General features: G+C 66.7%; 20 protein-coding genes. 16 read left to right on the forward strand and 4 right to left on the reverse strand.

What is annotated here, in order from left to right:
• Positions 1-8 precede the first annotated feature (8 nt).
• The 3 genes from OXQ33_RS08200 to infC all read left to right on the forward strand — a co-directional run bounded on the left by OXQ33_RS08200 (position 9) and on the right by infC (position 3,688).
• Entirely contained in the window at positions 9-830 is an 822-nt protein-coding gene (locus OXQ33_RS08200; RefSeq protein WP_267434193.1) for a heavy metal-binding domain-containing protein, read from the forward strand.
• Positions 831-1,036: 206 nt separating this feature from the next.
• On the forward strand, positions 1,037-3,040 hold the full coding sequence (thrS, locus tag OXQ33_RS08205) for a threonine--tRNA ligase (protein ID WP_267434194.1): 2,004 nt from the start codon (positions 1,037-1,039) through the stop codon (positions 3,038-3,040).
• 114 nt (positions 3,041-3,154) lie between these two features.
• Complete coding sequence (gene infC / locus OXQ33_RS08210; protein ID WP_037569087.1) at positions 3,155-3,688, forward strand: translation initiation factor IF-3; 534 nt, start codon at positions 3,155-3,157, stop codon at positions 3,686-3,688.
• 285 nt (positions 3,689-3,973) lie between these two features.
• On the opposite strand, the gene OXQ33_RS08215 is transcribed toward infC, so the two are convergent.
• On the reverse strand, positions 3,974-6,718 hold the full coding sequence (locus tag OXQ33_RS08215) for a [protein-PII] uridylyltransferase (protein ID WP_267434252.1): 2,745 nt from the start codon (positions 6,716-6,718) through the stop codon (positions 3,974-3,976).
• A 261-nt stretch (positions 6,719-6,979) separates the two neighbouring features.
• On the opposite strand from OXQ33_RS08215, the gene OXQ33_RS08220 reads away from it, so the two are divergent.
• From OXQ33_RS08220 to OXQ33_RS08265, 10 genes are all read left to right on the forward strand, one after another.
• The gene (locus tag OXQ33_RS08220; protein WP_267434196.1) at positions 6,980-8,254 is read left to right on the forward strand and encodes a glutamate-5-semialdehyde dehydrogenase; all 1,275 of its coding nucleotides are present in this window, start codon (positions 6,980-6,982) and stop codon (positions 8,252-8,254) included.
• Positions 8,251-8,850, forward strand: coding sequence for a nicotinate-nucleotide adenylyltransferase (locus OXQ33_RS08225; RefSeq protein WP_267434197.1), 600 nt, complete (start codon positions 8,251-8,253; stop codon positions 8,848-8,850). Before OXQ33_RS08220 ends, OXQ33_RS08225 begins: the two co-directional genes overlap by 4 nt.
• A gap of 12 nt (positions 8,851-8,862) precedes the next feature.
• Entirely contained in the window at positions 8,863-9,267 is a 405-nt protein-coding gene (gene rsfS / locus OXQ33_RS08230) for a ribosome silencing factor (protein WP_267434198.1), read from the forward strand.
• Between the two features lie 17 nt (positions 9,268-9,284).
• Complete coding sequence (locus OXQ33_RS08235) at positions 9,285-9,707, forward strand: 23S rRNA (pseudouridine(1915)-N(3))-methyltransferase RlmH (protein ID WP_267434199.1); 423 nt, start codon at positions 9,285-9,287, stop codon at positions 9,705-9,707.
• A gap of 4 nt (positions 9,708-9,711) precedes the next feature.
• Complete coding sequence (locus OXQ33_RS08240) at positions 9,712-10,872, forward strand: peptidoglycan DD-metalloendopeptidase family protein (RefSeq protein ID WP_267434200.1); 1,161 nt, start codon at positions 9,712-9,714, stop codon at positions 10,870-10,872.
• Between the two features lie 180 nt (positions 10,873-11,052).
• A complete protein-coding gene (locus OXQ33_RS08245; RefSeq protein ID WP_267434201.1) occupies positions 11,053-11,886 on the forward strand; it encodes a GGDEF domain-containing protein in 834 nt (277 codons plus the stop codon).
• A gap of 209 nt (positions 11,887-12,095) precedes the next feature.
• A complete protein-coding gene (locus tag OXQ33_RS08250) occupies positions 12,096-13,382 on the forward strand; it encodes a S41 family peptidase (protein WP_267434202.1) in 1,287 nt (428 codons plus the stop codon).
• Positions 13,383-13,384: 2 nt separating this feature from the next.
• On the forward strand, positions 13,385-13,879 hold the full coding sequence (locus tag OXQ33_RS08255) for a disulfide bond formation protein B (protein ID WP_267434203.1): 495 nt from the start codon (positions 13,385-13,387) through the stop codon (positions 13,877-13,879).
• Positions 13,876-14,418 (forward strand): demethoxyubiquinone hydroxylase family protein, encoded by a 543-nt coding sequence (locus OXQ33_RS08260; protein WP_267434204.1) that lies wholly within the window; start codon positions 13,876-13,878, stop codon positions 14,416-14,418. Before OXQ33_RS08255 ends, OXQ33_RS08260 begins: the two co-directional genes overlap by 4 nt.
• A gap of 24 nt (positions 14,419-14,442) precedes the next feature.
• Entirely contained in the window at positions 14,443-14,916 is a 474-nt protein-coding gene (locus OXQ33_RS08265; RefSeq protein WP_267434205.1) for a hypothetical protein, read from the forward strand.
• Positions 14,917-15,156: 240 nt separating this feature from the next.
• On the opposite strand, the gene OXQ33_RS08270 is transcribed toward OXQ33_RS08265, so the two are convergent.
• On the reverse strand, positions 15,157-16,224 hold the full coding sequence (locus tag OXQ33_RS08270; RefSeq protein WP_267434206.1) for a Glu/Leu/Phe/Val dehydrogenase dimerization domain-containing protein: 1,068 nt from the start codon (positions 16,222-16,224) through the stop codon (positions 15,157-15,159).
• 130 nt (positions 16,225-16,354) lie between these two features.
• On the opposite strand from OXQ33_RS08270, the gene OXQ33_RS08275 reads away from it, so the two are divergent.
• Both OXQ33_RS08275 and OXQ33_RS08280 read left to right on the forward strand, forming a co-directional pair.
• A complete protein-coding gene (locus OXQ33_RS08275; RefSeq protein WP_267434207.1) occupies positions 16,355-16,828 on the forward strand; it encodes an Lrp/AsnC family transcriptional regulator in 474 nt (157 codons plus the stop codon).
• 68 nt (positions 16,829-16,896) lie between these two features.
• Positions 16,897-18,312, forward strand: a complete 1,416-nt coding sequence (locus tag OXQ33_RS08280) for a glycosyltransferase family 39 protein (RefSeq protein ID WP_267434208.1) — start codon at positions 16,897-16,899, stop codon at positions 18,310-18,312.
• On the opposite strand, the gene OXQ33_RS08285 is transcribed toward OXQ33_RS08280, so the two are convergent.
• Positions 18,267-18,902 carry a DedA family protein gene (locus OXQ33_RS08285; protein ID WP_042483974.1) on the reverse strand — a complete coding sequence of 212 codons (636 nt, stop codon included), beginning with the start codon at positions 18,900-18,902 and terminating at the stop codon, positions 18,267-18,269. The genes OXQ33_RS08280 and OXQ33_RS08285 overlap by 46 nt on opposite strands.
• 75 nt (positions 18,903-18,977) lie before the next feature.
• Here OXQ33_RS08285 and OXQ33_RS08290 point away from each other — a divergent pair, with 75 nt between their 5' ends.
• The gene (locus tag OXQ33_RS08290; RefSeq protein ID WP_267434209.1) at positions 18,978-19,775 is read left to right on the forward strand and encodes an aldo/keto reductase; all 798 of its coding nucleotides are present in this window, start codon (positions 18,978-18,980) and stop codon (positions 19,773-19,775) included.
• Positions 19,776-20,039: 264 nt separating this feature from the next.
• On the opposite strand, the gene OXQ33_RS08295 is transcribed toward OXQ33_RS08290, so the two are convergent.
• The gene (locus OXQ33_RS08295) at positions 20,040-20,594 is read right to left on the reverse strand and encodes a hypothetical protein (RefSeq protein ID WP_267434210.1); all 555 of its coding nucleotides are present in this window, start codon (positions 20,592-20,594) and stop codon (positions 20,040-20,042) included.
• Between the last annotated feature and the right edge of the window lie 39 nt (positions 20,595-20,633).

Raw genomic sequence — 20,633 nt, forward strand, 5'->3', positions numbered from 1 at the left:
TCTACGGGTTGGAGCGCCTCTTCGCAGGTCCCAGTAGCCAGCTCTGGTTCAAGGTCTCCCCCTTTCTCCCTTTGCATATTCTGCGCAGTCCTGGCCATCAGGGGTTTCCAATCAGCATCGATATGGCATGCTGGAGTGAAACCGGCTCTGTAAGGACTGTGGGGTATATGGCGGATGAGTGTGGCAATTGCGGTGCCAAAATTGTTGAGGCATCCACCTTTCGCACTGGAAATGCACGGAAATCTCCAGCGGATGTGAAGATCGTAAATTTCTTCGAGAATGGAGAATATACTGATCTTTGTGAAAAATGTGGCGAAACACTTGTCTATTACAGTAGGAAAAAAATCAGCGAGCAAGCCGGTGCCTTGAAGCAAAAGCTACAGACCAATATCGAGAATTTCCCGATGTATACAGTCTCGACCCTGCCGGAGGGCTGTCGTGTCAAGTTAAAGAACATGGTGACAGCCAATGTCACGGTCGGCACGGGCTTCTTTAACGAATTCAGTCAAGGCGTGTCTGACATGTTCGGTGCCGTCAATGTCAGTTCCGGCATGAGTCACAAGGTCAATCGTGGCGAGGCGGCGGCGCGATCCATATTGGTCGAAAAAGCCTTGTCGATGGGGGCCAACTGCATTCTGGCCGTTGATATCGACTACGGCGTCACCGGTAATAATGCGGCAACGGTCAATATGCAGGGAACCGCCGTGGCCGTTGAAAATTTGGATATCGTGATGGACGAGCAGGAACGGCTCGGTGTCGAGATTATCGTCGAGGCCTATCGCCAACTGCTTCGCCTCGACCGCTGGAGGGCCGGAGATTTCTTGGATTGACGGGACGCTATTGGAAGACCGCCAAACCGATTCGGATGTTCCTGTTCAGGGGCCCGTACCGGAGCGCTGGCCGTGGACGCTAGCCTTATGCCGGCCATCGTTCGGCTGCTTGGAGGGGCATGTACGCCGCGCAGTTTCTTCCCTATAGAGCCCCCGCGCCGGGTGGATCGCCCGCGCATCATCCCTAGCTATCGAAGAGAGTATCCATGTCCGCGATGTTCCGTATCACGCTGCCCGACGGTTCCGTCCGTGAGGTCGCGCCCGGAACTACCCCCGCGGACATCGCCGCCGCGATCGGGCCGGGGCTGGCCAAGGCCGCCATCGCCGCGCGCGTGGATGGCGAGCTGCGCGACATCATGCGCCCGTTCGAGGGGGACTCCGCCCTCGCGCTGGTGACCGCGAAGGACGAGGCGGACGCGCTCGAACTCGCCCGCCACGACTATGCGCACGTTCTGGCCGAGGCGGTGCAGGCGCTGTTCCCCGGCACGCAGATCACCTTCGGCCCCGCGACCGATGACGGTTTCTACTACGACTTCGCGCCGAAGGACCGACCCTTCACCGAGGAAGACCTGCCCGCCATCGAGGCCAAGATGCGCGAGATCATCGCCAAGGACGAGCCGCTGATCCGCGAGGTCTGGACCCGCGAGCAGCTGATCGAGCGCTGGAAGGCGCAGGGCGAGACCTTCAAGGCCGAGTGGGCCGCCGAACTGCCCGATGACGAGGAACTGACCGTCTATCGCGCGGGGCGCGGCGAGGACGCCTGGCTCGACATGTGCCGGGGGCCGCATCTCGCCTCGACCGGCAAGCTCGATCCCAATGCCTTCAAGCTGACCCGCGTGTCGGGCGCCTATTGGCGCGGCGACCAGAAGAACGCGATGCTCAGCCGCATCTACGGCACCGGCTGGCTGAACAAGAAGCAGCTCGCCGAGCATCTGACGCGCCTGGAAGAGGCCGCCAAGCGCGACCATCGCAAGCTGGGCAATGAGATGGACCTGTTCCACCTCCAGCAGGAAGCGCATGGCTCGGTCTTCTGGCATCCCAAGGGCTATCGCATCTGGCGCGAGCTGGAGGCCTATATGCGTCGCGCGATCGACGCGGGCGGCTATCGCGAGGTCAAGACCCCGCAGGTCATGGACGCGCGCCAATGGGAACAGTCCGGCCATTGGGGCAAGTATCGCGAGAATATGTTCGTGATCCCCGACGAGGTGCCGAACGTCGAGGACGAGGGCCCGCTGGTGTCGGACGATGCGCAGTGGATGGCGCTGAAGCCGATGAACTGCCCGGCGCACGTCCTGATCTTCCGCCAGGGGATCAAGTCCTATCGCGACCTGCCCTTGCGCTTCTACGAGAATGGCTGCTGCCACCGCAACGAGCCGCATGGCGCGCTGCACGGCCTGATGCGCGTGCGCCAATTCACCCAGGACGACGCACACATCTTCTGCCGCGAGGACCAGATCGTCGAGGAAGTCCGCGCCTTTTGCGAACTGGCGGACCGGATCTACAAGGATTTCGGCTTCACCTATTCGATCAAGCTGGCGCTGCGCCCCGAAAAGCGCTTCGGCACCGAAGAGATGTGGGACATGGCCGAAACCGAGTTGCGCGACGCGGTCGTGCGGGCGGGGCTGGCGACCGAGCAATATGGCTGGGAAGAGCTGCCGGGCGAGGGGGCTTTCTATGCGCCCAAGCTGGAATGGCATCTGACCGACGCGATCGGCCGGACCTGGCAGGTCGGCACCATCCAGTCGGACCGGGTTCTGCCCGAGCGACTCGACGCGTCCTATATCGGCGAGGATGGCGAGCGGCACCGCCCGATCATGCTCCACCGCGCGATCTTCGGATCCTATGAGCGGTTCATCGGCATCCTGATCGAACATTATGCGGGCCGCTTCCCCGTCTGGCTCGCGCCGGTCCAGGCGGTGGTCGCGACCATCGTGTCGGATGCGGATGGCTATGCGGAAGAGGCGGCGGCGAAGCTGGCCGCGGCGGGCATCCGGGTCGAGACCGATCTGCGCAACGAGAAGATCAACTACAAGGTGCGCGAGCACTCGGTCGCCAAGGTGCCCGTGCTGCTGGTCGTCGGCAAGCGCGAGGCCGAGGAGGGCAAGGTCGCCGTCCGCCGTCTGGGAAGCCAGGCCCAGGAGGTGATGACGCTGGACGAGGCCATCGCGATGCTGCGCGACGAGGCCACTCCGCCCGATCTGCGCGGCTGAATCCACAAATGATCAAGGAAAGGGCGGGACATGTGTCTCGCCCTTTCAAATTTGCGCCCGATCGCCTATATTGGACGGGTAATTGCCACAGGAGAAATACCCATACGTCCTCCCATGATGCGCCGTCCGATGCAGGCGCCGCCGATGAACGGTCCCCGATTCAACGAGTGGATCCAAAGCCCCAAGGTTCGCGTCATCGACCATGAGGGCGAGAATCTCGGCGTGATGTACACGCGCGAAGCGATGGCTCAGGCCCAGGAGCTGGGACTCGACCTGGTCGAGGTGTCGCCCAACGCCGATCCGCCCGTCGCCAAGTTCCTGGACGTCGGCAAATATAAGTACGAGGCCCAGAAGAAGGCGAACCTCGCCCGCAAGTCGCAGAAGACGCAGGAGATCAAGGAGATCAAGATGCGTCCGAACATCGACGACCATGATTACGACACCAAGATGAAGAAGGTGGTCGAATTCATCGGCGAGGGCGACAAGGTGAAGGTCACCATGCGCTTCCGCGGTCGCGAGCTGAGCCACGGCCAGCTGGGCATGAACGTGCTCCAGCGCGTCGCCGAGCAGGTGGCCGAGGTCGCCAAGGTCGAAGCCTATCCGCGCATGGAAGGCCGCCAGATGCTGATGGTGCTGGCGCCGAAGTGAGCCTGGTCGACTCGGGGGTTTTTGTTCCCGGGTGATGGCTTTGAAAGACCCCGGAGTCCTTTGGGCTGCCGGGGTTTTTCTTGGGGTTCGCGGGGGACGGAATGCGGGGAAGAGCAAATTCGATCGCGGCTGACCGGCGTCACGTGTCAATCCTCCCCATCGTCAGATGGGGAGGGGGACCGCGCCCGCAGGGCGTGGTGGAGGGGCATGGCCGGTCCGTCCCGCCCCTCCACCATCCTTCGGATGGTCCCCCTCCCCAAGCCGAGCTTGGGGAGGAACCGGGAATTACGCCGCAATCTCCATCACCTCCCCCGCCGCCGCGCCAAGCAACCGTTTCTCCAGCGTCTTCAACCGCCCGCCATTGGTGATCTGGTCCCCGGTCAGGTCGGTCAGATAGAAGACGTCGACCGCGCGCTCGCCATAGGTCGCGACATGCGCCGAATGGATCGTCACCTTCGACTGGAACAGCGCATGGGCCAGCTGGTTCAGCAATGCCGGGCGGTCGCGGGCATGGACCTCGACCACGGTGAAGCGGTTCGACGCGCGGTTGTCGATCAACACATTGGGCGCGATCGGGAAGGCGTCGGCGCGCGGGCGGATCGAGGGCTTGGCGACCAGCCGGTCGGCCAGCTTGTTGCGATTGGCCAGCGCATCCTCGATCGCGCGGCGCAGGCGGCCGAGCTGACCCGGATCGTCGAAGGGGCGACCCAACGGGTCCTGCACCAGGAAATTGTCGATCGCCATCCCGTCGCGCGTCGTGTGGATGCGCGCATCGATGATGTTGCCGCCCGCGACATGGATCGCCCCCGCGATGCGGTAGAACAGCCCCGGATGGTCGGCGGCGTAAATGGACACCAGCGTCGCGCCGCGCTCCGCATAGACCTGGGCGTCGATCGACAATTGCGCATCTCCCGCCGCCGCCATCTGCCGTGCGTTATGAAGGAGCACATCCTCGGGCTCGGCGATCCAATAGGCTTCGGGCAGGCGGCGGACATGCGCGGCTATCTGCGCCTCGGGCCAGCCGAGCATTTCGCCCAGCCGCGCCTGCTTGGCCGCGATCCGCTCGGTCCGCCCGCGCTGCTTGTGGCCCAGGCGCAGCACCTCCTCGGCGGCTTCGTACAGGTCGGAGAGCAACTGGCGCTTCCACCCGTTCCAGGTGCCGGGGCCGACCGCGCGGATATCGACGATGGTCAGGACCAGCAACAGGCGAAGCCGCTCGGGGCTCTGCACCGTTTCGCAGAAATCGAGGATCGTCTTGAAGTCCGAGAGGTCGCGCTTGAACGCGGTGGCGGACATGAGGAGGTGCCAGCGGACCAGCCAGGCGACCGTCTCGGTCTCCGCCTCGCTCAGGCCTAGGCGCGGGCAGAGCCGTTCGGCGACCTCCGCCCCCAGGATGGAATGGTCGCCGCCGCGCCCCTTGGCGATATCGTGCAGTAGCACCGCGACATAGAGCACGCGCCGCGACACGATCTGGCCGATGATCGCCGAGGCGACGGGGTGCTCCTCGACCATATCCTGCCGCTCGATCCGGGCGAGCAGGCCGAGTGCGCGGATGGTGTGCTCATCGACCGTATAATGGTGATACATGTCGAACTGCATCTGCGCGACGACGCGGCCGAAATCGGGCACGAAGCGGCCGAACACCCCCGCCTCGTTCATCCAGCGCAGCACCAGCTCGGGATCGCGGCGGCTGGTCAGCACGTCGAGGAACAGCGCGTTGGCGCGGGGATCGCGGCGCACGTCATCGGCCAGCTTGGCATCGCGCGACGCCGCCCGCATCGCCAGCGGATGGACTTCCAGTTCGTACCGGTCGGCGAGCTGGAAGATTTCGATCAGACGGACCGGGTCTTCCTGAAAAAAGTCGTCACGGGGCAAAGCGAGGCGCCCGCGATCCAGCACGAAGCCGTTCAACCGGCGCGGGCGGCGCCGAATGGTGGGCAGGCCGAAGCGGTGCCCGCGCGCCGCGAACCGCTCGTCCAGATGCGCCAGGAACGCACCGGTCAGCGCGCCAACCGTCTTCACCTGGAGGAAATAGAGCTGCATGAACCGCTCGACCTTGGCCTTGCCGGGACGGTCGGAGAAGCGCATCCGCTCGGCGATCTGGCGCTGCACGTCGAAGGTCAGCCGATCCTCGGCGCGCCCCGTGATGGTATGGAGGTGGCAGCGGACCGCCCACAGGAAATTGTCGGCGCGGTGGAACTGGCGATATTCCTCGCGGGTGAACAGCCCGCGCTCGATCAGGTCGGCGGCACGGTCCACGTCATAGACATATTTGCCGATCCAGAAGAGCGCATGCAGGTCGCGAAGCCCGCCCTTGCCTTCCTTGACATTGGGTTCGACGACATAGCGGGTGTCGCCCATCTTGCGGTGGCGCAGGTCGCGCTCGGCCAGCTTGTCGGCGATGAACTGGCGATGCGAATCGGTCTGGATCTCGGTTTTGAACCGGCGCGCGGCTTCGTCGTACAGCGTCTGGTCGCCGCAGAGGAACCGCCCTTCCAGAAGGGCGGTGCGAACGGTCACGTCGGCCCTGGCCTGGCGGATCATCTCGTCGATCGAGCGGCTGGAATGGCCGACCTTCAGCCCCAGATCCCATAGGGAATAGAGCATCGATTCGATGACCTGCTCGGCATGGGGCGTCTGCTTGAAGGGGGTGAGAAAGCCGATATCGACATCCGAATAGGGCGCCATCTCGCCCCGGCCATAGCCGCCGACCGCGATCAGGGTCAGCCGCTCGCCCGCCGTGGGATTGCTGAGGGGGTAGAGCGTCTCGGTGGTGAAATCGAACAGCACCCGCAGCACCTGGTCGGTCAGATAGGCCTGCGCCGCCGCCGCCTCCAGCCCGCGTGACGGATGGACCAGAAGCCGCCGCGCCACCTCCTGCCGCCCGGCGTCGAGTGCGGCGCGAAGGATCGGGGTGACCAGGGTGCGACCCTCGGGGCCCGTAATGCCGAGCGCGGCGACCTGTTCGGCCAGCGCCCGACGATCGACGATGGCGCGGCGGTTGGGCAGGGATTCGAAACGGCTGTGCATGGGGAATGTCATAGGGGCTTGGGATGAACAAATGGAGAGGGGGAGTGACATTGCGTGGGGAATGCCCCTCCACCACCCGGCTGCGCCGGGCGGTCCCCCTCCCCATCGGAGATGGGGAGGATTGGTGTAGCCCATTCCTCCCCAAGCTATGATTGGGGAGGGGGACCATGCGCAGCATGGTGGAGGGGCAGGGCCCCGCCCTTTCCCCAAGCAAAGATTCCCATGCTTGGGCCCACCGCCCGACCATGATACCGAGCCCGCATGGCCGACCATCACGACATTCCCGCCCTGATCGCCGACATGGGTGCCCGTGCGCGCACCGCCGCGAAGCTGCTGGCCCGTATGCCGACCGCCGCCAAGGCCGACGCGCTGCGTGCCGGCGCGCGCGCGATCCGCGACGCGACCCCGGCGATCGTGGAGGCCAATGGCCGTGACATGGCGGCGGGCGCGGCGAACGGCCTGTCGCCCGCGATGCTCGACCGGCTGAAGCTGGACGCGGCGCGGATCGACGGGATCGTCTCGGGCGTCGAGGCGGTGGCGGCGCTGCCCGATCCGGTCGGGGAGCGGATCGACGAGCGGGTGCGGCCCAACGGCCTGAAATTGTCGCGCGTCCGGGTGCCGGTGGGCGTGATCGGCATCGTCTATGAAAGCCGCCCCAACGTCACCATCGATGCCGCCGCGCTCTGTGCGATGGCGGGCAATGCCGCGATCCTGCGCGGCGGCTCTGAGGCGGTGCACAGCAACCGTGCGCTGCATGCCGCCTTCGTCGCGGGCTGGACGGCGGCGGGCGGTCCGGCGGACGCGGTGCAGCTCGTCCCCGTCACCGACCGCGCGGCGGTGGGCGCGATGCTGGTGGCGGACGGGCTGATCGACCTGCTGATCCCGCGCGGGGGCAAGAGCCTGGTCGCGCGCGTGCAGGCCGAGGCGAAGGTGCCGGTGCTCGCGCATCTCGACGGGATCAACCATGTCTATGTCGATGCGTCGGCGGATCACGGCATGGCCTGGCGCATCGTGCGCGACGCCAAGATGCGCCGCACCGGCATTTGCGGCGCGATGGAGACGTTGCTGATCGATCGCGCCTTCTGTCACGCGGCGGAAGTCGTCGATGGCCTGGTGAGGGCGGGCTGCACCGTGCGCGGCGATGCGGCGGTGCGCGAGATGGTGCCGGGACTGGAGGCCGCCACGCCCGAGGATTGGGACACCGAATATCTCGACGCGATCGCCAGCGTGGCCCTGGTCGACGGTCTGGACGGCGCGATGGCGCACATCGCCGCCCATGGTTCGCACCATACCGATGCGATCATCGCAGAGGATGAGGCGGTGGCCGAGCGCTTCCTGGCCGAGGTGGACAGCGCGATCGTCCTCTGGAACGCCTCGACCCAGTTCGCCGATGGCGGCGAGTTCGGCCTGGGGGCGGAGATCGGCATCGCGACGGGGCGGCTCCATGCGCGCGGCCCGGTCGCGCTGGAGGGGCTGACCACCTATAAATGGGTCGGGCGGGGTTCGGGGCAGATCCGCGCCGAGAATGGTGTGTGAGGATCGGCCTGCTCGGCGGGTCGTTCAACCCGGCGCATCGCGGCCATCGCCGCATCACGCTGGACGCCCTCCGCGCGCTCGACTTGGATGAGGTCTGGTGGCTGGTGTCGCCGGGCAATCCGTTGAAGGACGGCGTCGGGGACATGGCGCCCTTTGCCGCGCGGTTGGAATCCGCGCGGATCATGGCCCGGCGCGCGCCGATCCGGGCGAGCGCGATCGAGCGGGAACTCCACACCCGCTACACGCTCGACACCGTCCGCCGAGTCCAGCGGCGCTATCCCGGCCATGACTTCATCTGGTTGATGGGCGAGGACAATCTGGAGCAATTTCACAGGTGGCGCGGGTGGCGATCGATTGCGCGCGCGATCCCGATTGCGGTTATCGGCCGTCCGGGGTACAATGCCGCCGCCCACGCGACACCCGCGCTGGGCTGGTTCAGGCGTTTCCAGAGGCGTCCGGGCCAGGCGAAGAACTGGACGATGTGGAGTTTGCCGGCCTTCGTGCTGTTGCGCTTCCGCCCCGACCCGACTTCCGCCACGGGCCTTCGGGCCCGCGATCCGGACTGGTTTCGGCATATGGGCCGAAACGTCCCCTGAACAGGAGCTCACTTGGCCACTTCCCCGCAATCGCCGCGTCCGTCCGATCCTGCCGAGGTGGAGGCGCTGCACCGCCTCATTCTCGCCTCGCTCGACGACGACCAGGCGGTGGAGACGATTTCGATCCCGCTCGCGGGCAAGTCGTCGATCGCAGATTTCATGGTGATCGCCAGCGGTCGTTCGACCCGGCAGGTCGCCTCGATGGCGATGAAGCTCGCCGAGAAGATCAAGGCGGAGTTCGGCCGCTCGGTGCGGATCGAGGGTCTGCCGACCGCCGACTGGGTGCTGATCGACGCCAATGACGTGATCGTCCACCTGTTCCGGCCCGAGGTGCGCAGCTTCTACAATCTGGAGCGCATGTGGGCATTCGGCGATGCGCCGACTCCGCCCGCGAGTCCCGCCGACCGCCAACTCTGACGATCTAGCGCCCGCCCGTGCTGCTGCATATCGTCGCGCGCGGGCGGATCGGCCGTTCGCCGGAGGCCGAACTGGTCGATCGCTATATCAAGCGGATCGGCTGGCCGACCAAGGTCACCGAACTCCCCGACACCGGCGGCAAGGTTCCGCCGCTGGAGGGGCAGGTGCGCCTCGTCCTGATGGACGAGAAGGGCGAGAATCTATCCTCGATGGATTTCGCGCGTCGGCTGGAGCGCTGGCGCGACGATGGCGTGCGCGAGTGCCGCTTCATGATCGGTGCGGCGGACGGGTTCGAGGATGCGGATCGCGCGCGTGCCGACCTGCTCATCTCCTATGGCCGGGCGACCTGGCCACACATGATGGCGCGGGCGATGCTGGCCGAGCAGCTGTTCCGCGCGACCAGCATCCTGGCCAACCACCCCTATCACCGCGAGGGATAGGCGCGTGAAGCGGCGTCATGGCATATTGGCGATGGCGGGGCTGGCGCTGCTGGGTGCGACCGACATCGCCGCCGACCAGCGCCGCCTGGCCGATGCGCGGGCGGGCGCGGCGGCGGCGCAGGCACGGGCCCAGGCGCTGGAGCGACAGGCCGGGGCCGAGCGCAATGCCGCCGCCATCGCCCAGGCCAGGGAGCGCGCCATGGCGGCGCGCGTCGCGGCGGCGGAGGCGGAGGTGACGGCGGCGCGCGCGCGGGTCGACCTGGTCGCTGGACTGCTGGCCCAGCAACAGGCGCGGCTGGCGGCGGCACAGGCACCGCTCGCGCATCTGCTGGCGGCGATGCAGAGCATGGCGGCGCGTCCTCCGGTCGCGGCGGTGGTGCAGCCGGGATCGATCGCCGATCTGGCGCATGTCCGCGCGGTCTTCGCCACCGTATCGCCGGTCATCGCCGCGCGGTCGGCGGTGGTTCGGACCGAACTGGCCGCGACCCGGCGGGTGCGCGCGCAATCGGCACTGGCGGCACGGGCCCTGGCCGCCACCACGACGAAGCTGGAGAGCGAACGCCAGGCGCTGGCCAAGCTGGAGGCCAGCCATCGCGGCCGTGCCGAGGCGCTGGGGCAGGTGGCGGTCGACGAATCCAACCGCGCGCTGGCGCTGGGCGAGGCGGCACGCGACATCGTCGACCGCATGGCCGAACGCGGCGAGGCGCATGCGACGGCCGGCGAACTGGTCGCGCTGGCGGGGCCGACCGCACGGCCCCTGGCCCCCGGGGCGATGGGTCCGGCCATCGCGCCCGGAACCTATCGACTGCCGGTACAGGGCAAGGTCGCGGGCGGCTTTGGCGAGATTTCGGACTCGGGCGTCCGCGCGCGCGGCATCACGCTGGCCACCGTGCCTTACGCCCCGGTCGTCGCACCGGCGGGCGGCGAGGTGCGCTATGCGGGCCGGTTCCGGGGCTATGGCGGGATCGTCATCGTCCATCACGGCGCGGGCTGGACCAGCCTCGTGACCGGTCTGGGCGGCGTCGCCGTCCGGCCCGGCCAGCGTGTCGCGGCGGGGGCGGTACTGGGCCGGGCGGGACAGGGGCGAAACGGCGTCGAGCCGCGCGTGACGGTGGAGTTGCGTCGCAACGGGCGGCCGATGGATATCGCCGCGATATTGGGGTGAGGGTGGGGCGCACGGGTTTTCGACTCCACGTGGGCCAGTAAAGCGAACAAAATTCAGAATAAACAACAACATCTGAATGGTGCGGCGCTTCGATCGGGCGGGCCGCGTCTTGCGCCGGGGCCTGTCTGTTCCGCTTCGATCATCAACGGAATCTACAGGTTTCTTCGCTAATGCCAGATCATGGCCTGGCTTGTTTCGCTCGCAATCGTTTCGGGGATGGCCTTTCTCGTCATGTCGCTGCCGTCGATCGCGTCTATCCTGCGGATGCTGGGGCGTGGTCGGTTGCGGACGGGGTGGCTGTGGCTTCGCGGGCTGATCTTCGCGTTCATCGCGGGCTATGCCGCTTTCGGGTTTCTTCGCCTCGGCTCGCCGCTCGCCATGTCGGACCTGATCGTTTCGCTGATCCTTTCATCGGGGGGCGCCTTCGTCCTGATCGTCGCGCGGCTTTCCGATCTGACCACGAACGATATCGTGCGCATCTCCGCCCTGGAGCGTGATGCGATCCGCGATCCGCTGACCGGCCTGTTCAACCGCCGCTATCTCGATGCCAAGCTGGTCGAGGAGACCGACCGTTCGCGTCGCTCGGCCACGCCCTTTTCGACGCTGATCATCGACATCGACCGTTTCAAGCATGTGAACGACACCTATGGCCATTCGGTCGGCGACCAGGTCATCCGCCATGTTTCGCGCCTGCTGGTCGAAACCGCGCGGTCGGCCGATACGGTGGCGCGGTTCGGCGGCGAGGAGTTCGTCGTCCTGGCCCCTGACTGCGACCTCGACCAAGTGGCGGTCTTCGGCGAGCAGATCCGCGAGGAGATCGCGGTCAGGGCGGTGCCCTTGCCCGATGGCCGCGAACTGATGGTCACGGCCAGCCTGGGCGTGGCCACCTTCGCCAGGGAGGAAACGCCCGCGGAACTGCTGCAACGCGCCGACCGGGCGCTGTACCGCGCCAAGCAAAATGGCCGCAACCGGACGTGCCGGTCCGAGGACCATTATGAGGCCGTGCCGACCTGACGGTGCGGTCCTTCGGCATTCAACTCGCGAAGGTCGCCTCTCCGCTCAGCCGCCGTTCAGCACGGTTGCGCTTTGATTGCCGTCGGCTTCCCGCTACACAGGCGGTTCGCTTTTCTGGTCCAGGACCCTCGATGCCCAGCTCGTTCCCACGGCTCTCGTTTCCGAAACGTCCGCTTCTGACTGCTACTGCCATCGTCGGCGCGCTGGCCATGGTGCCGATCACGACCTCCGCGATGGCGGCGGTGGACAGCTCGACCGTCCGCCAGTTCGACCGGTTCCTCGACGTCTATAACCGGATCAAGGCCGATTATGTCGACAAGGTCGACGACGACACGCTGATCAAGGGCGCGATCCAGGGGATGCTGGCGGCACTCGACCCGCATAGCAGCTATGTCGACGCACTCGACTTCGACAATCTCAAGATCCAGACCGAGGGCAATTATGGCGGCCTGGGCCTGACCGTCTCGATGGAGGATGGCGCGATCAAGGTCATCGCGCCGCAGGAGGATACGCCGGCGGGCCGCGCGGGGGTCAAGTCGGGCGATTACATCACCCATATCGACGGCAAGCTGATCTATGGCCAGTCGCTGGACGAGGCGATCGGCCAGATGCGCGGCAAGCCCGGCACCAAGATCAAGCTGACCATCGTTCGCCCCGGCCGCGACAAGCCGATCGAGCTGACCCTGGTGCGCGAGGTCATTGTCCAGCGTCCGGTCAAATGGGAGGTGAAGGGCGATGTCGGCTATATCAACATCAACACCTTCTCCGAAAATACCGGCGCCGACACGCGCGCGGCGATCATGGCGATCGACAAGGCGCTGGGCCACCGGCCGCTGGGCTATGTCGTCGATCTGCGCGACAATGGCGGCGGGTTGCTGACCCAGGCCATCGCGGTCAGCGACGCCTTTCTCGACCATGGCGAGATCGTGTCGCAGCGCGGGCGTGAAAAGTCGGATATCGAGCGCTATTATGCCAAGCCCGGCGACGATGCGCATGGCCTGCCGGTGATCGTGCTGACCAACTCCGGCACCGCCTCGGCGTCGGAGATTGTCGCGGGCGCGCTTCAGGATCATCACCGCGCGCTGGTGATGGGTGAGCGCAGCTTCGGCAAGGGGTCGGTCCAGACGCTGCTGCCGCTGGGGCCGGAGACGGCGCTTCGCCTGACCACCGCGCGCTACTACACCCCCTCGGGCCGGTCGGTGCAGGAGGGCGGGATCGAGCCGGACATCAAGGTGCCGCAGATTTCCGACCCCGATTACAAGACGCGCCCCGTCTTCCGCGAGGCCGATCTGCGCCGCCACCTGATCAACGAGGTGAAGGCCGACAACGCGATCCTGGAAGAGGATACCAAGGACGATCCGCGCTTCGCGATGACGCCGGATGCGCTGAAGAAGCAGGGGGTCGAGGACTTCCAGCTTTACTATGCGCTGAAGACCGTCGCACGGCTGGGCGGACCCGCGCAGGTCGCCGCCGCCACCAAGCCGCCGGTGAAGTGACGATGAGCACTCCCCGCACCCGCAACGAGACCCGGGCGAACCTGATCGCTTTCTTCCTGCCGCTGGCGCTGCTTGCCGGGGCCTGGGGCAGCCAGTTGTTCGGCGGCCTCTACCCCTGCGAGATGTGCCATTGGCAGCGCTGGCCGCATTACGCCGCGCTGGTGCCCGCCTTCGCCGCCTTCTTCGTGGCCCAGCGCAGCATCCGGGGATCGCTTGTCATCCTTGCCGCGTTGTTGATCGCAGTGTCGGGGGCCATCGGTGTCGCCCATGCCGGGGTCGAATATGGCTGGTGGCAGGGCTTTACCGCCTGCACCTCGACGGTGGATTTCACGGGTGGCACCGCCGCCGACCGGCTGAACGCCATTTTGAAGGCGCCGGTCATTCGCTGCGACGTGGCGCAATGGACCCTGGGCGGGATTTCGCTGGCCGGGTTCAACGCGATCTTCTCGCTGGGCGGCGCGGCGGCGATCCTGGTGTTGATGAGGAAGGCGCGATGAGCCAGCTTCGCTGGATGCCGGGCGACCGGCGCGAACCGATGAAGGCGATGGTCCGGGTGGACCAGGCCGGGGAATATGGCGCGACCCGCATCTATGCGGGGCAGCTCGCGGTGCTGGGCGACCGGCATCCCTTTGCCCGCGCCATCCACCATATGGCCGAGCAGGAGGAGCGCCACCGCGCCTTCTTCGACCGGATGATCGCCGAGCGCCGGGTACGCCCGACCTTGTTCCAGCCCTTCTGGGACAAGGCGGGTTTCGCGCTGGGCGCGATCACCGCCGCCATCAGCCCCAAGGCGGCGATGGCCTGCACCGCGGCGGTCGAGACCGAGATCGACAAACATTATCAGGCACAGCTCGACGAACTGGGCGACAGCGACCCCGAATTGTCGAACGCGATCGCCGATTTCCAGGCCGAGGAACTGGAGCATCGCGACCATGCGCTGGGCGCGGGCGCGGAGGAGGCGATCGCCTATCCGGTGCTGTATGGATTGATCCGGGCAGGCTGCAAGGTCGCGATCGCCGCGGCCAAGCGGGTCTGACTTCGGACGAGCGGGAGAGAGAGGATGTTCCACCGTTCATGGCGCGCGACAGCGCTGGCGGGCTTGGCGATGGTTACGGCGGGCGGCCCCGTCATGGCGCAGCAGGTAGCGGCACCGGGCGCGATCAAGGCCAAGCCGATCGAGGGGCCGGGTGAGGTCTCGCGCAATGCGCCGGTCAACGGCGTGCTGACGCTGTTCGGCAACGAACGCTGCCCGACCGACACCAATGGCAACGAGATCGTCGTCTGCGTCCGCCGCAGCGCCGAGGAACAGTTCCGCGTCCCCAAGGAGCTTCGCGAGCTTCAGGTGACGCCCGAGAATGAAAGCTGGGCCGCGCGCGCGACCGGTACGCTCAACGAGGGCACCGGTGTGAACAGCATCGGCAGTTGCTCGGCGGTCGGCGCGGGCGGCGCGACGGGCTGCTTCGTCCAGCGCGCAAGAGAGAACCGCGCGGTCAATGCCCAGCGTAAGCGGGACGAGGAACCGCAAAATCCTTGATGATTGACCCCTATTCCTCCCCTGCAAGGGGAGGTGGCAGGCCGAAGGCCTGACGGAGGGGTGTTGCCCTCTCGATAGCGGGGACACCCCTCCACCATGCTGCGCATGGTCCCCCTCCCCTTACAGGGGAGGAAATGTGCTCATGGAGCGGGGCGTGCGCTTTGACTTCGCTCAGGCTGAACGGGGGTTGGGATACCCTCCCACCCTCCGTTCGGCCTGAGCGAAGTCAAAGGCCATGGGTCAGGCCGCCTCCGCCTGCACCCGCGGGCTCTGCGCGATACGGTCCCGCGCGATTCCACGCGCGGCATGGTGCGGGGTCAGCCCGGACCGCTCGGCCCGGGCGAGCACGGTCTTCATCCGGGCGCCGATCGCCAGGACGCGACGGCGAACCTCGGGCTTGCGCCAGCTCAGATATTCGCCCGCGACATTGACGATACCGCCCGCATTGACGAGGAAGTCGGGCGCGTACAGCACGCCGCGCTCGGCCAGGCGCTGCGCCATGTCGTCATCGACCAGCTGGTTGTTGGCCGCGCCGCACACCACGCTGGCCTTCAGTTCCGCCACGCTTTTGGCATTCAGCACGCCGCCGAGCGCGCAGGGCGCCAGTACATCGACCCGCGCCGACAGCAGCGCGCGGCTGCTCATCACCATCGCGCCGAACCGGTCGGCGGCGCGCGCCGCGACCTCGCTGCGCGGTTCGGCGACGATCAGCTTGGCCCCCGCCTCGTGCAGCAATTCGCACAGGGCATAGCCGACATGGCCCAGTCCCTGCACCGCCACGGTCACGTCGGACAGCTCCGCGCCCAGCCGGTGGCGGACGGCGACCTGCATCGCCTGCATCACACCCAGCGCGGTCCAGGGCGACGGATCGCCACCCGGCTGCGCCCCCTTGGCCGGAAGCCCCGCGACATGGCGGGTCTGGGTGGCGACTTCGCTCATGTCGGCGACGCTGGTGCCGACATCCTCGGCGGTGACATAGCGGCCCTTGAGCGCGGCGACTTGCCTGCCGAACGTGCGGAACAGCGCGGCCCGGTCGAACGGTCCATCGGGCAGGCAGATCACCGCCTTGCCCCCGCCAAAGGGTAGTTCGGCCAGCGCGTTCTTGAGCGCCATCCCCTCGGCCAGCCGCAGCGCGTCCAGCGTGGCGGTGTGGTGATCGGGATAGCGCCACAGCCGACACCCGCCCGCCGCCGGCCCCAGGGTGGTGGAATGGAGCGCGATGATCCCCCGCGCGCCGCTTTCCCGGTCATAGAATGTCACCACCTCTTCGGGCGGCAGATCCTGGTGATGTTGGGCGGTGAACGACATGCGGTGATCCCTGAATGGTCTGACGAGGGGAGTGATAGCGCAGGATGCGAGGCGAAACTGGCCGAATTGCATGGCTGGATGCGCTATTTCCGGTTGAATACACCTATGAACGCATCATACGAGGATAGTCATGCCGCACGATCTCGATATATGGGAACGGCGTATCCTCGCTCTGCTTCAGGAGGATGCCAGCCTGTCCACCGCCGCCATCGCCGAAGTGGTCGGTCTGTCCGCCTCGCCCTGCTGGCGGCGGATCGACCGGTTGGAGCGCGACGGGATCATCAAGCGGCGGGTGGCGCTGGTCGATCGCGCGAAGGTCGGGCTGAAGGCGCAGATCTTCGCGCAGGTGAAGCTGAATGCCCATGGCCGCGCCAATCTCGACGAATTCGCCGCCGCGATCCGCGACATCCCCGAGGTGATGGAGTGCCACGTCCTGATGGGCTCGGTCGACTTCATGCTGCGCATCGTCGCGGCGGACATCGAATCCTATGAGCGGCTGTTCTTCGAGCGACTGTCGAACCTGCCCGGGGTGCAGGAAATCAACTCGACCGTCGCACTGTCGGAAATCAAATCGACCAGCACACTGCCCATCCCGGCGGGATAGGGCCGCTCATTCCTCCCCTTGCAGGGGAGGGAAGGGGGCGATAGCGGCGGCGGAGCGAAGGGAAGGCGATGACAAGGGGCAAGGGCTTGAGCGGCATCCGGATCGGGCTCTTCCTGCTGGTCTGGTTCTCCGCGAGCTGGTTCGGGTCGTGGGAGCTGAACCCCAACAACGCCACCCGATTGTTCGCCACGATCCGCATGGTGGAGAACGGCACCGCGACGATCGACCCGATGGCGCCGCTGACGATCGATAAGGCGCAGTTCGGGGACCATGTCTATCTCGACAAGGCGCCGGGCATGACCCTGATGGCGTTGCCCGCCGTGGCGATGGTCGATGCGATCACCGGGGACCGGGCGGACCGGCATCTGATATCGGCCGGGGACGATGGCTTTGTCCGTTATCTTCGGTTGCGGACGCGGGTCGCTGCGGCCCTGGGCTCGGCGCTGCTGACCGCGATCGCCGCGGTCCTGTTGTTCGACCTGGGCCGGCGTGTGACGGGGCAGGCGGGCGCGGGGCTGTTCGCCGCGCTGGGCTATGCGCTGGGGACGCCGATCTGGGGCTACGCCACGACCCTGCTCGGCCATGCCAGCGTCGCGGCGCTGTTCCTCATCGCGCTGGCCGCCGTCGCGCGCGGGGGAGGGCGATGGCTGGCGGTGGCGGGGCTCGCTCTGGGCTGGGCCGTGGTGGTCGAGTATCAGGCGGTGCTGGCGGGATCGCTGATCGGGCTATGGGCGCTATGGCGTCATCGCCGTGACCCCAGGGCGCTATGGCAGTTGATCGCGGGCGGGCTGATCGGGCTGCTGCCGCTGCTCGCCTATAATCTCTTCGCGTTCGGGACGGTGTTCCGCATCGGCTATTCGGGCGTGGTCGGGTTCGAGGGGATGAACCGGGGGCTGTTCGGCCTGACCGCCCCGGATCGGCGCGTGCTGTTGGCGATATTGGTGGGGCCGACGCGCGGGCTGATCTGGGTCGCGCCGATCCTGGTCTTGGCACCCTTCGGGCTGTGGCGGCTGGGGGAGGAGCGGGAGACGCGCGGCTTGGCGCTGACGGCGGGCGGGGTGGCGCTGGTCGCGTTGCTGGTCAATGCGGCCTATGTCTATTGGGACGGCGGCAATGCGACCGGCCCGCGCCATGCCATGCCGCTGGCGGGTGTGGCGGCGCTGGGCCTCGCACCCTTCTGGGCGGCGACGCGGTCGCTTTGGCTGCGCGGCGTGAATGTCGCCTTCCTGCTGGTGTCGATCGGCATCAACCTGACCATCGCGGCGGCGGAGATCTTCGCGCCGCCGCCGTTCCGCTGGGCCTGGTGGGAGGCGGTGATCCAGCAGCATTTCCGCTTCGGCGACCTTCACACCGTCGCGTCCGAATGGTGGGGATGGACCCCGTGGAACGGCCTGGCGCTATGGGCCCTGCTGGCCGTCCCCTTGTCGCTGTGGCTGGTTCAGTCCTGCGCGCGTTTGAGTCCGCGCACCCGGTGCCAGACATAAAGGCCGATCAGCACGACCAGCACGATCCCGATCGCCAGGTCGGCGCGGTGGAAAAAGGCTTTTACGCGCGGGTCCGAATCCCATTTCTCGCCCAATTCGCGCCCGACGATCGCCAGGACCAGGCAGAAGGGCCAGCTGCCGAGGAACGTATAGAGGTGGAAGGGAACGAGCTTCATCCGCGCCACCCCCGCCGGAAAGGCGATGAAGGTGCGGATGACGGGCAGCAGCCGCCCGATCAGCACCGCGATCGAACCATAGCGTGCGAAGAACCGGTCGGCCGCGTCCAACTCGCCCGGCCCGATCAGCAGATATTTGCCCCAGCGCTCCGCCACCGGACGCCCGCCGCGCTTGCCGATCTCATAGGCGACGATCGAGCCGAGGTTGCACCCCAGCGCCCCGGCCGTCGCGGCGAGGTAGAGATTGAACTGTCCGGTCGATACCAGATAGCCCGCGAACGGCATGATGATCTCGGAGGGCAGCGGGATGCAGGCGCTCTCGATCGCCATCAGCAGCATGATGCCCAGATAGCCACCGGTGGAAATCACCCAGATGGCGAAGCTCGCCAGCGCGGAAAGAATATGCTCGACCATGGGGCCAGCGACTTGCGCGATCGGGGGGCGGGGGTCAATCGGAACCGGCGCGCGCATCGGTCGGTTTGGGACGCCATGACCATGCTGACCCTGAACGACGGCCGGTCCATGCCCCGATTGGGGCTGGGCACCTATCAAATTCCCGATTCGCAGGTCGCGCTGGTGGTGCGACGCGGGCTCGATACTGGATACGGACTGGTCGACACCGCCGCCATCTATGGCAATGAGCGCGGGGTGGGCGACGGTCTGCGCGATGCCGACGTCTTCCTGACCACCAAGCTGTGGAACGACCGCCACCGTGATGCCGAGGCGGCGCTGGACGAGAGCCTGGCGCTACTGGGCGTCGAGGCGGCGGACCTGTATCTGATCCACTGGCCGGTGCCCGCCGAGGATGCCTATGTCGAGGCGTGGCGGAGCCTGATCGGCTTGCGCGACGCGGGCAAGGCGAAGTCGATCGGCGTGTCGAACTTTCTGCCTGAGCATCTCGACCGGATCATCGACGCGACCGGTGTGGTGCCCGTGGTCAACCAGATCGAACTCCACCCCCGCTTCCAGCAGCGCGAGGCGCGCGCCTATCACGAGGCTAAGGGCATCGTCACCCAAAGCTGGAGCCCGTTGGGGCGGGGTGGGGATTTGCTGCAACGCCCCGAGATCGTCGCAATCGCACAGAAGCATGGCCGTTCGGCGGCGCAGGTGGTACTCGCCTGGCATCTGGCGCATGGCCTGTCGGTGATCCCCAAGGCTGCGGATGCGGCGCATATGGCGGACAATTTCGCGGCCAGCGACCTGAGGCTGGACGATGAGGATATCGCCGCGCTCGACGCGCTCGACGATCCGGATGGACGCATCGGGCCTGATCCCAGGGAGATGTGACGACAGCGTGCTGCCCGCAGATACGCCCCTCTTCCCTCTCCCCTAGATAGGGGAGAGGGTTAGCGGAGCTTGCCAGCCTGCTGGCTAGCGCAGCTTGGGTGAGGGGTTGAGCGGGCCGCAGGCTTGCGTGCTCCCCTGCGCGAGCGCAGCACCCCTCACCCAGCTCCGACTAAGCCTTTGCTGTGCAAAGCCTAAGTCTGCGCAACCCTCTCCCCTCTATGAGGGGCGAGGGAAAAGAAGGGCATATCTGAATGTCGATCCGGCCTAGCGGGCGTCGGGGCTCCAGAATGCTCGCGCGTCGAACCGCTCCGGGCTCATGGGTTCGGTGCCATGCCGGTAACAGCCGCCGATCATGGCCGTGATGTCGGCCGCCTGGGCGGGCGTCAACTCACGCCGAAAGGCGATCGCGCAGGTCCGCTCCGGGATGGCGACCTGGTAATCGGGGCCGAGTATTTCGTCGAACAGATGCGGCACCAATAGCCGGGAGGGCCCCAACGCATCCGGATGCAGCATGACCATGACGAACGGACGTCCGTGCTCGTCATCTTTGCGGCCCGATGCCGGTTGGCGCCTGGCCAGACGCGACAGATTGTCGAAAGCGATCGCCCGCCAGTCGATGTCCGCCTCGTCCCACGCCTGCGCTTCGTCCGCCGTGACATAGAAGAATTTATTTCCCTCGACGCAGTCCGCCCACGCCATCGCAAAGGGCAGCGTGCCGATCCGGACGATCGGCCCCGGCCATGCCATGTCGAGAAGTTCCAACGGCAGGATGACCGGCATGACACGGGCCAAGTCGGGGCAGGTGGGCTTGACCAGCAAGTTCGCCTCGCCCCGTCTTTCCGGCGGATGGGCAGGAGG

The sequence above is a fragment of the Sphingomonas sp. GM_Shp_1 genome (assembly GCF_026540895.1).
GTDB lineage: Bacteria > Pseudomonadota > Alphaproteobacteria > Sphingomonadales > Sphingomonadaceae > Sphingomonas.

Excerpts from the sequence above, each read along its gene's own strand:
- OXQ33_RS08270 (WP_267434206.1), bottom strand. The coding sequence starts at position 16,224 with ATGTCGTTCACCGCCCAACATCACCAGGATCTGCCGCCCGAAGAGGTG.
- OXQ33_RS08245 (WP_267434201.1), top strand. The coding sequence starts at position 11,053 with ATGGCCTGGCTTGTTTCGCTCGCAATCGTTTCGGGGATGGCCTTTCTC.
- OXQ33_RS08290 (WP_267434209.1), top strand. The coding sequence starts at position 18,978 with ATGACCATGCTGACCCTGAACGACGGCCGGTCCATGCCCCGATTGGGG.
- OXQ33_RS08250 (WP_267434202.1), top strand. The coding sequence starts at position 12,096 with ATGGTGCCGATCACGACCTCCGCGATGGCGGCGGTGGACAGCTCGACC.
- OXQ33_RS08260 (WP_267434204.1), top strand. The coding sequence starts at position 13,876 with ATGAGCCAGCTTCGCTGGATGCCGGGCGACCGGCGCGAACCGATGAAG.
- OXQ33_RS08285 (WP_042483974.1), bottom strand. The coding sequence starts at position 18,902 with ATGGTCGAGCATATTCTTTCCGCGCTGGCGAGCTTCGCCATCTGGGTG.
- OXQ33_RS08255 (WP_267434203.1), top strand. The coding sequence starts at position 13,385 with ATGAGCACTCCCCGCACCCGCAACGAGACCCGGGCGAACCTGATCGCT.
- OXQ33_RS08220 (WP_267434196.1), top strand. The coding sequence starts at position 6,980 with ATGGCCGACCATCACGACATTCCCGCCCTGATCGCCGACATGGGTGCC.
- OXQ33_RS08275 (WP_267434207.1), top strand. The coding sequence starts at position 16,355 with ATGCCGCACGATCTCGATATATGGGAACGGCGTATCCTCGCTCTGCTT.
- thrS (WP_267434194.1), top strand. The coding sequence starts at position 1,037 with ATGTCCGCGATGTTCCGTATCACGCTGCCCGACGGTTCCGTCCGTGAG.
- OXQ33_RS08280 (WP_267434208.1), top strand. The coding sequence starts at position 16,897 with ATGACAAGGGGCAAGGGCTTGAGCGGCATCCGGATCGGGCTCTTCCTG.
- OXQ33_RS08215 (WP_267434252.1), bottom strand. The coding sequence starts at position 6,718 with ATGCACAGCCGTTTCGAATCCCTGCCCAACCGCCGCGCCATCGTCGAT.
- OXQ33_RS08265 (WP_267434205.1), top strand. The coding sequence starts at position 14,443 with ATGTTCCACCGTTCATGGCGCGCGACAGCGCTGGCGGGCTTGGCGATG.
- infC (WP_037569087.1), top strand. The coding sequence starts at position 3,155 with ATGATGCGCCGTCCGATGCAGGCGCCGCCGATGAACGGTCCCCGATTC.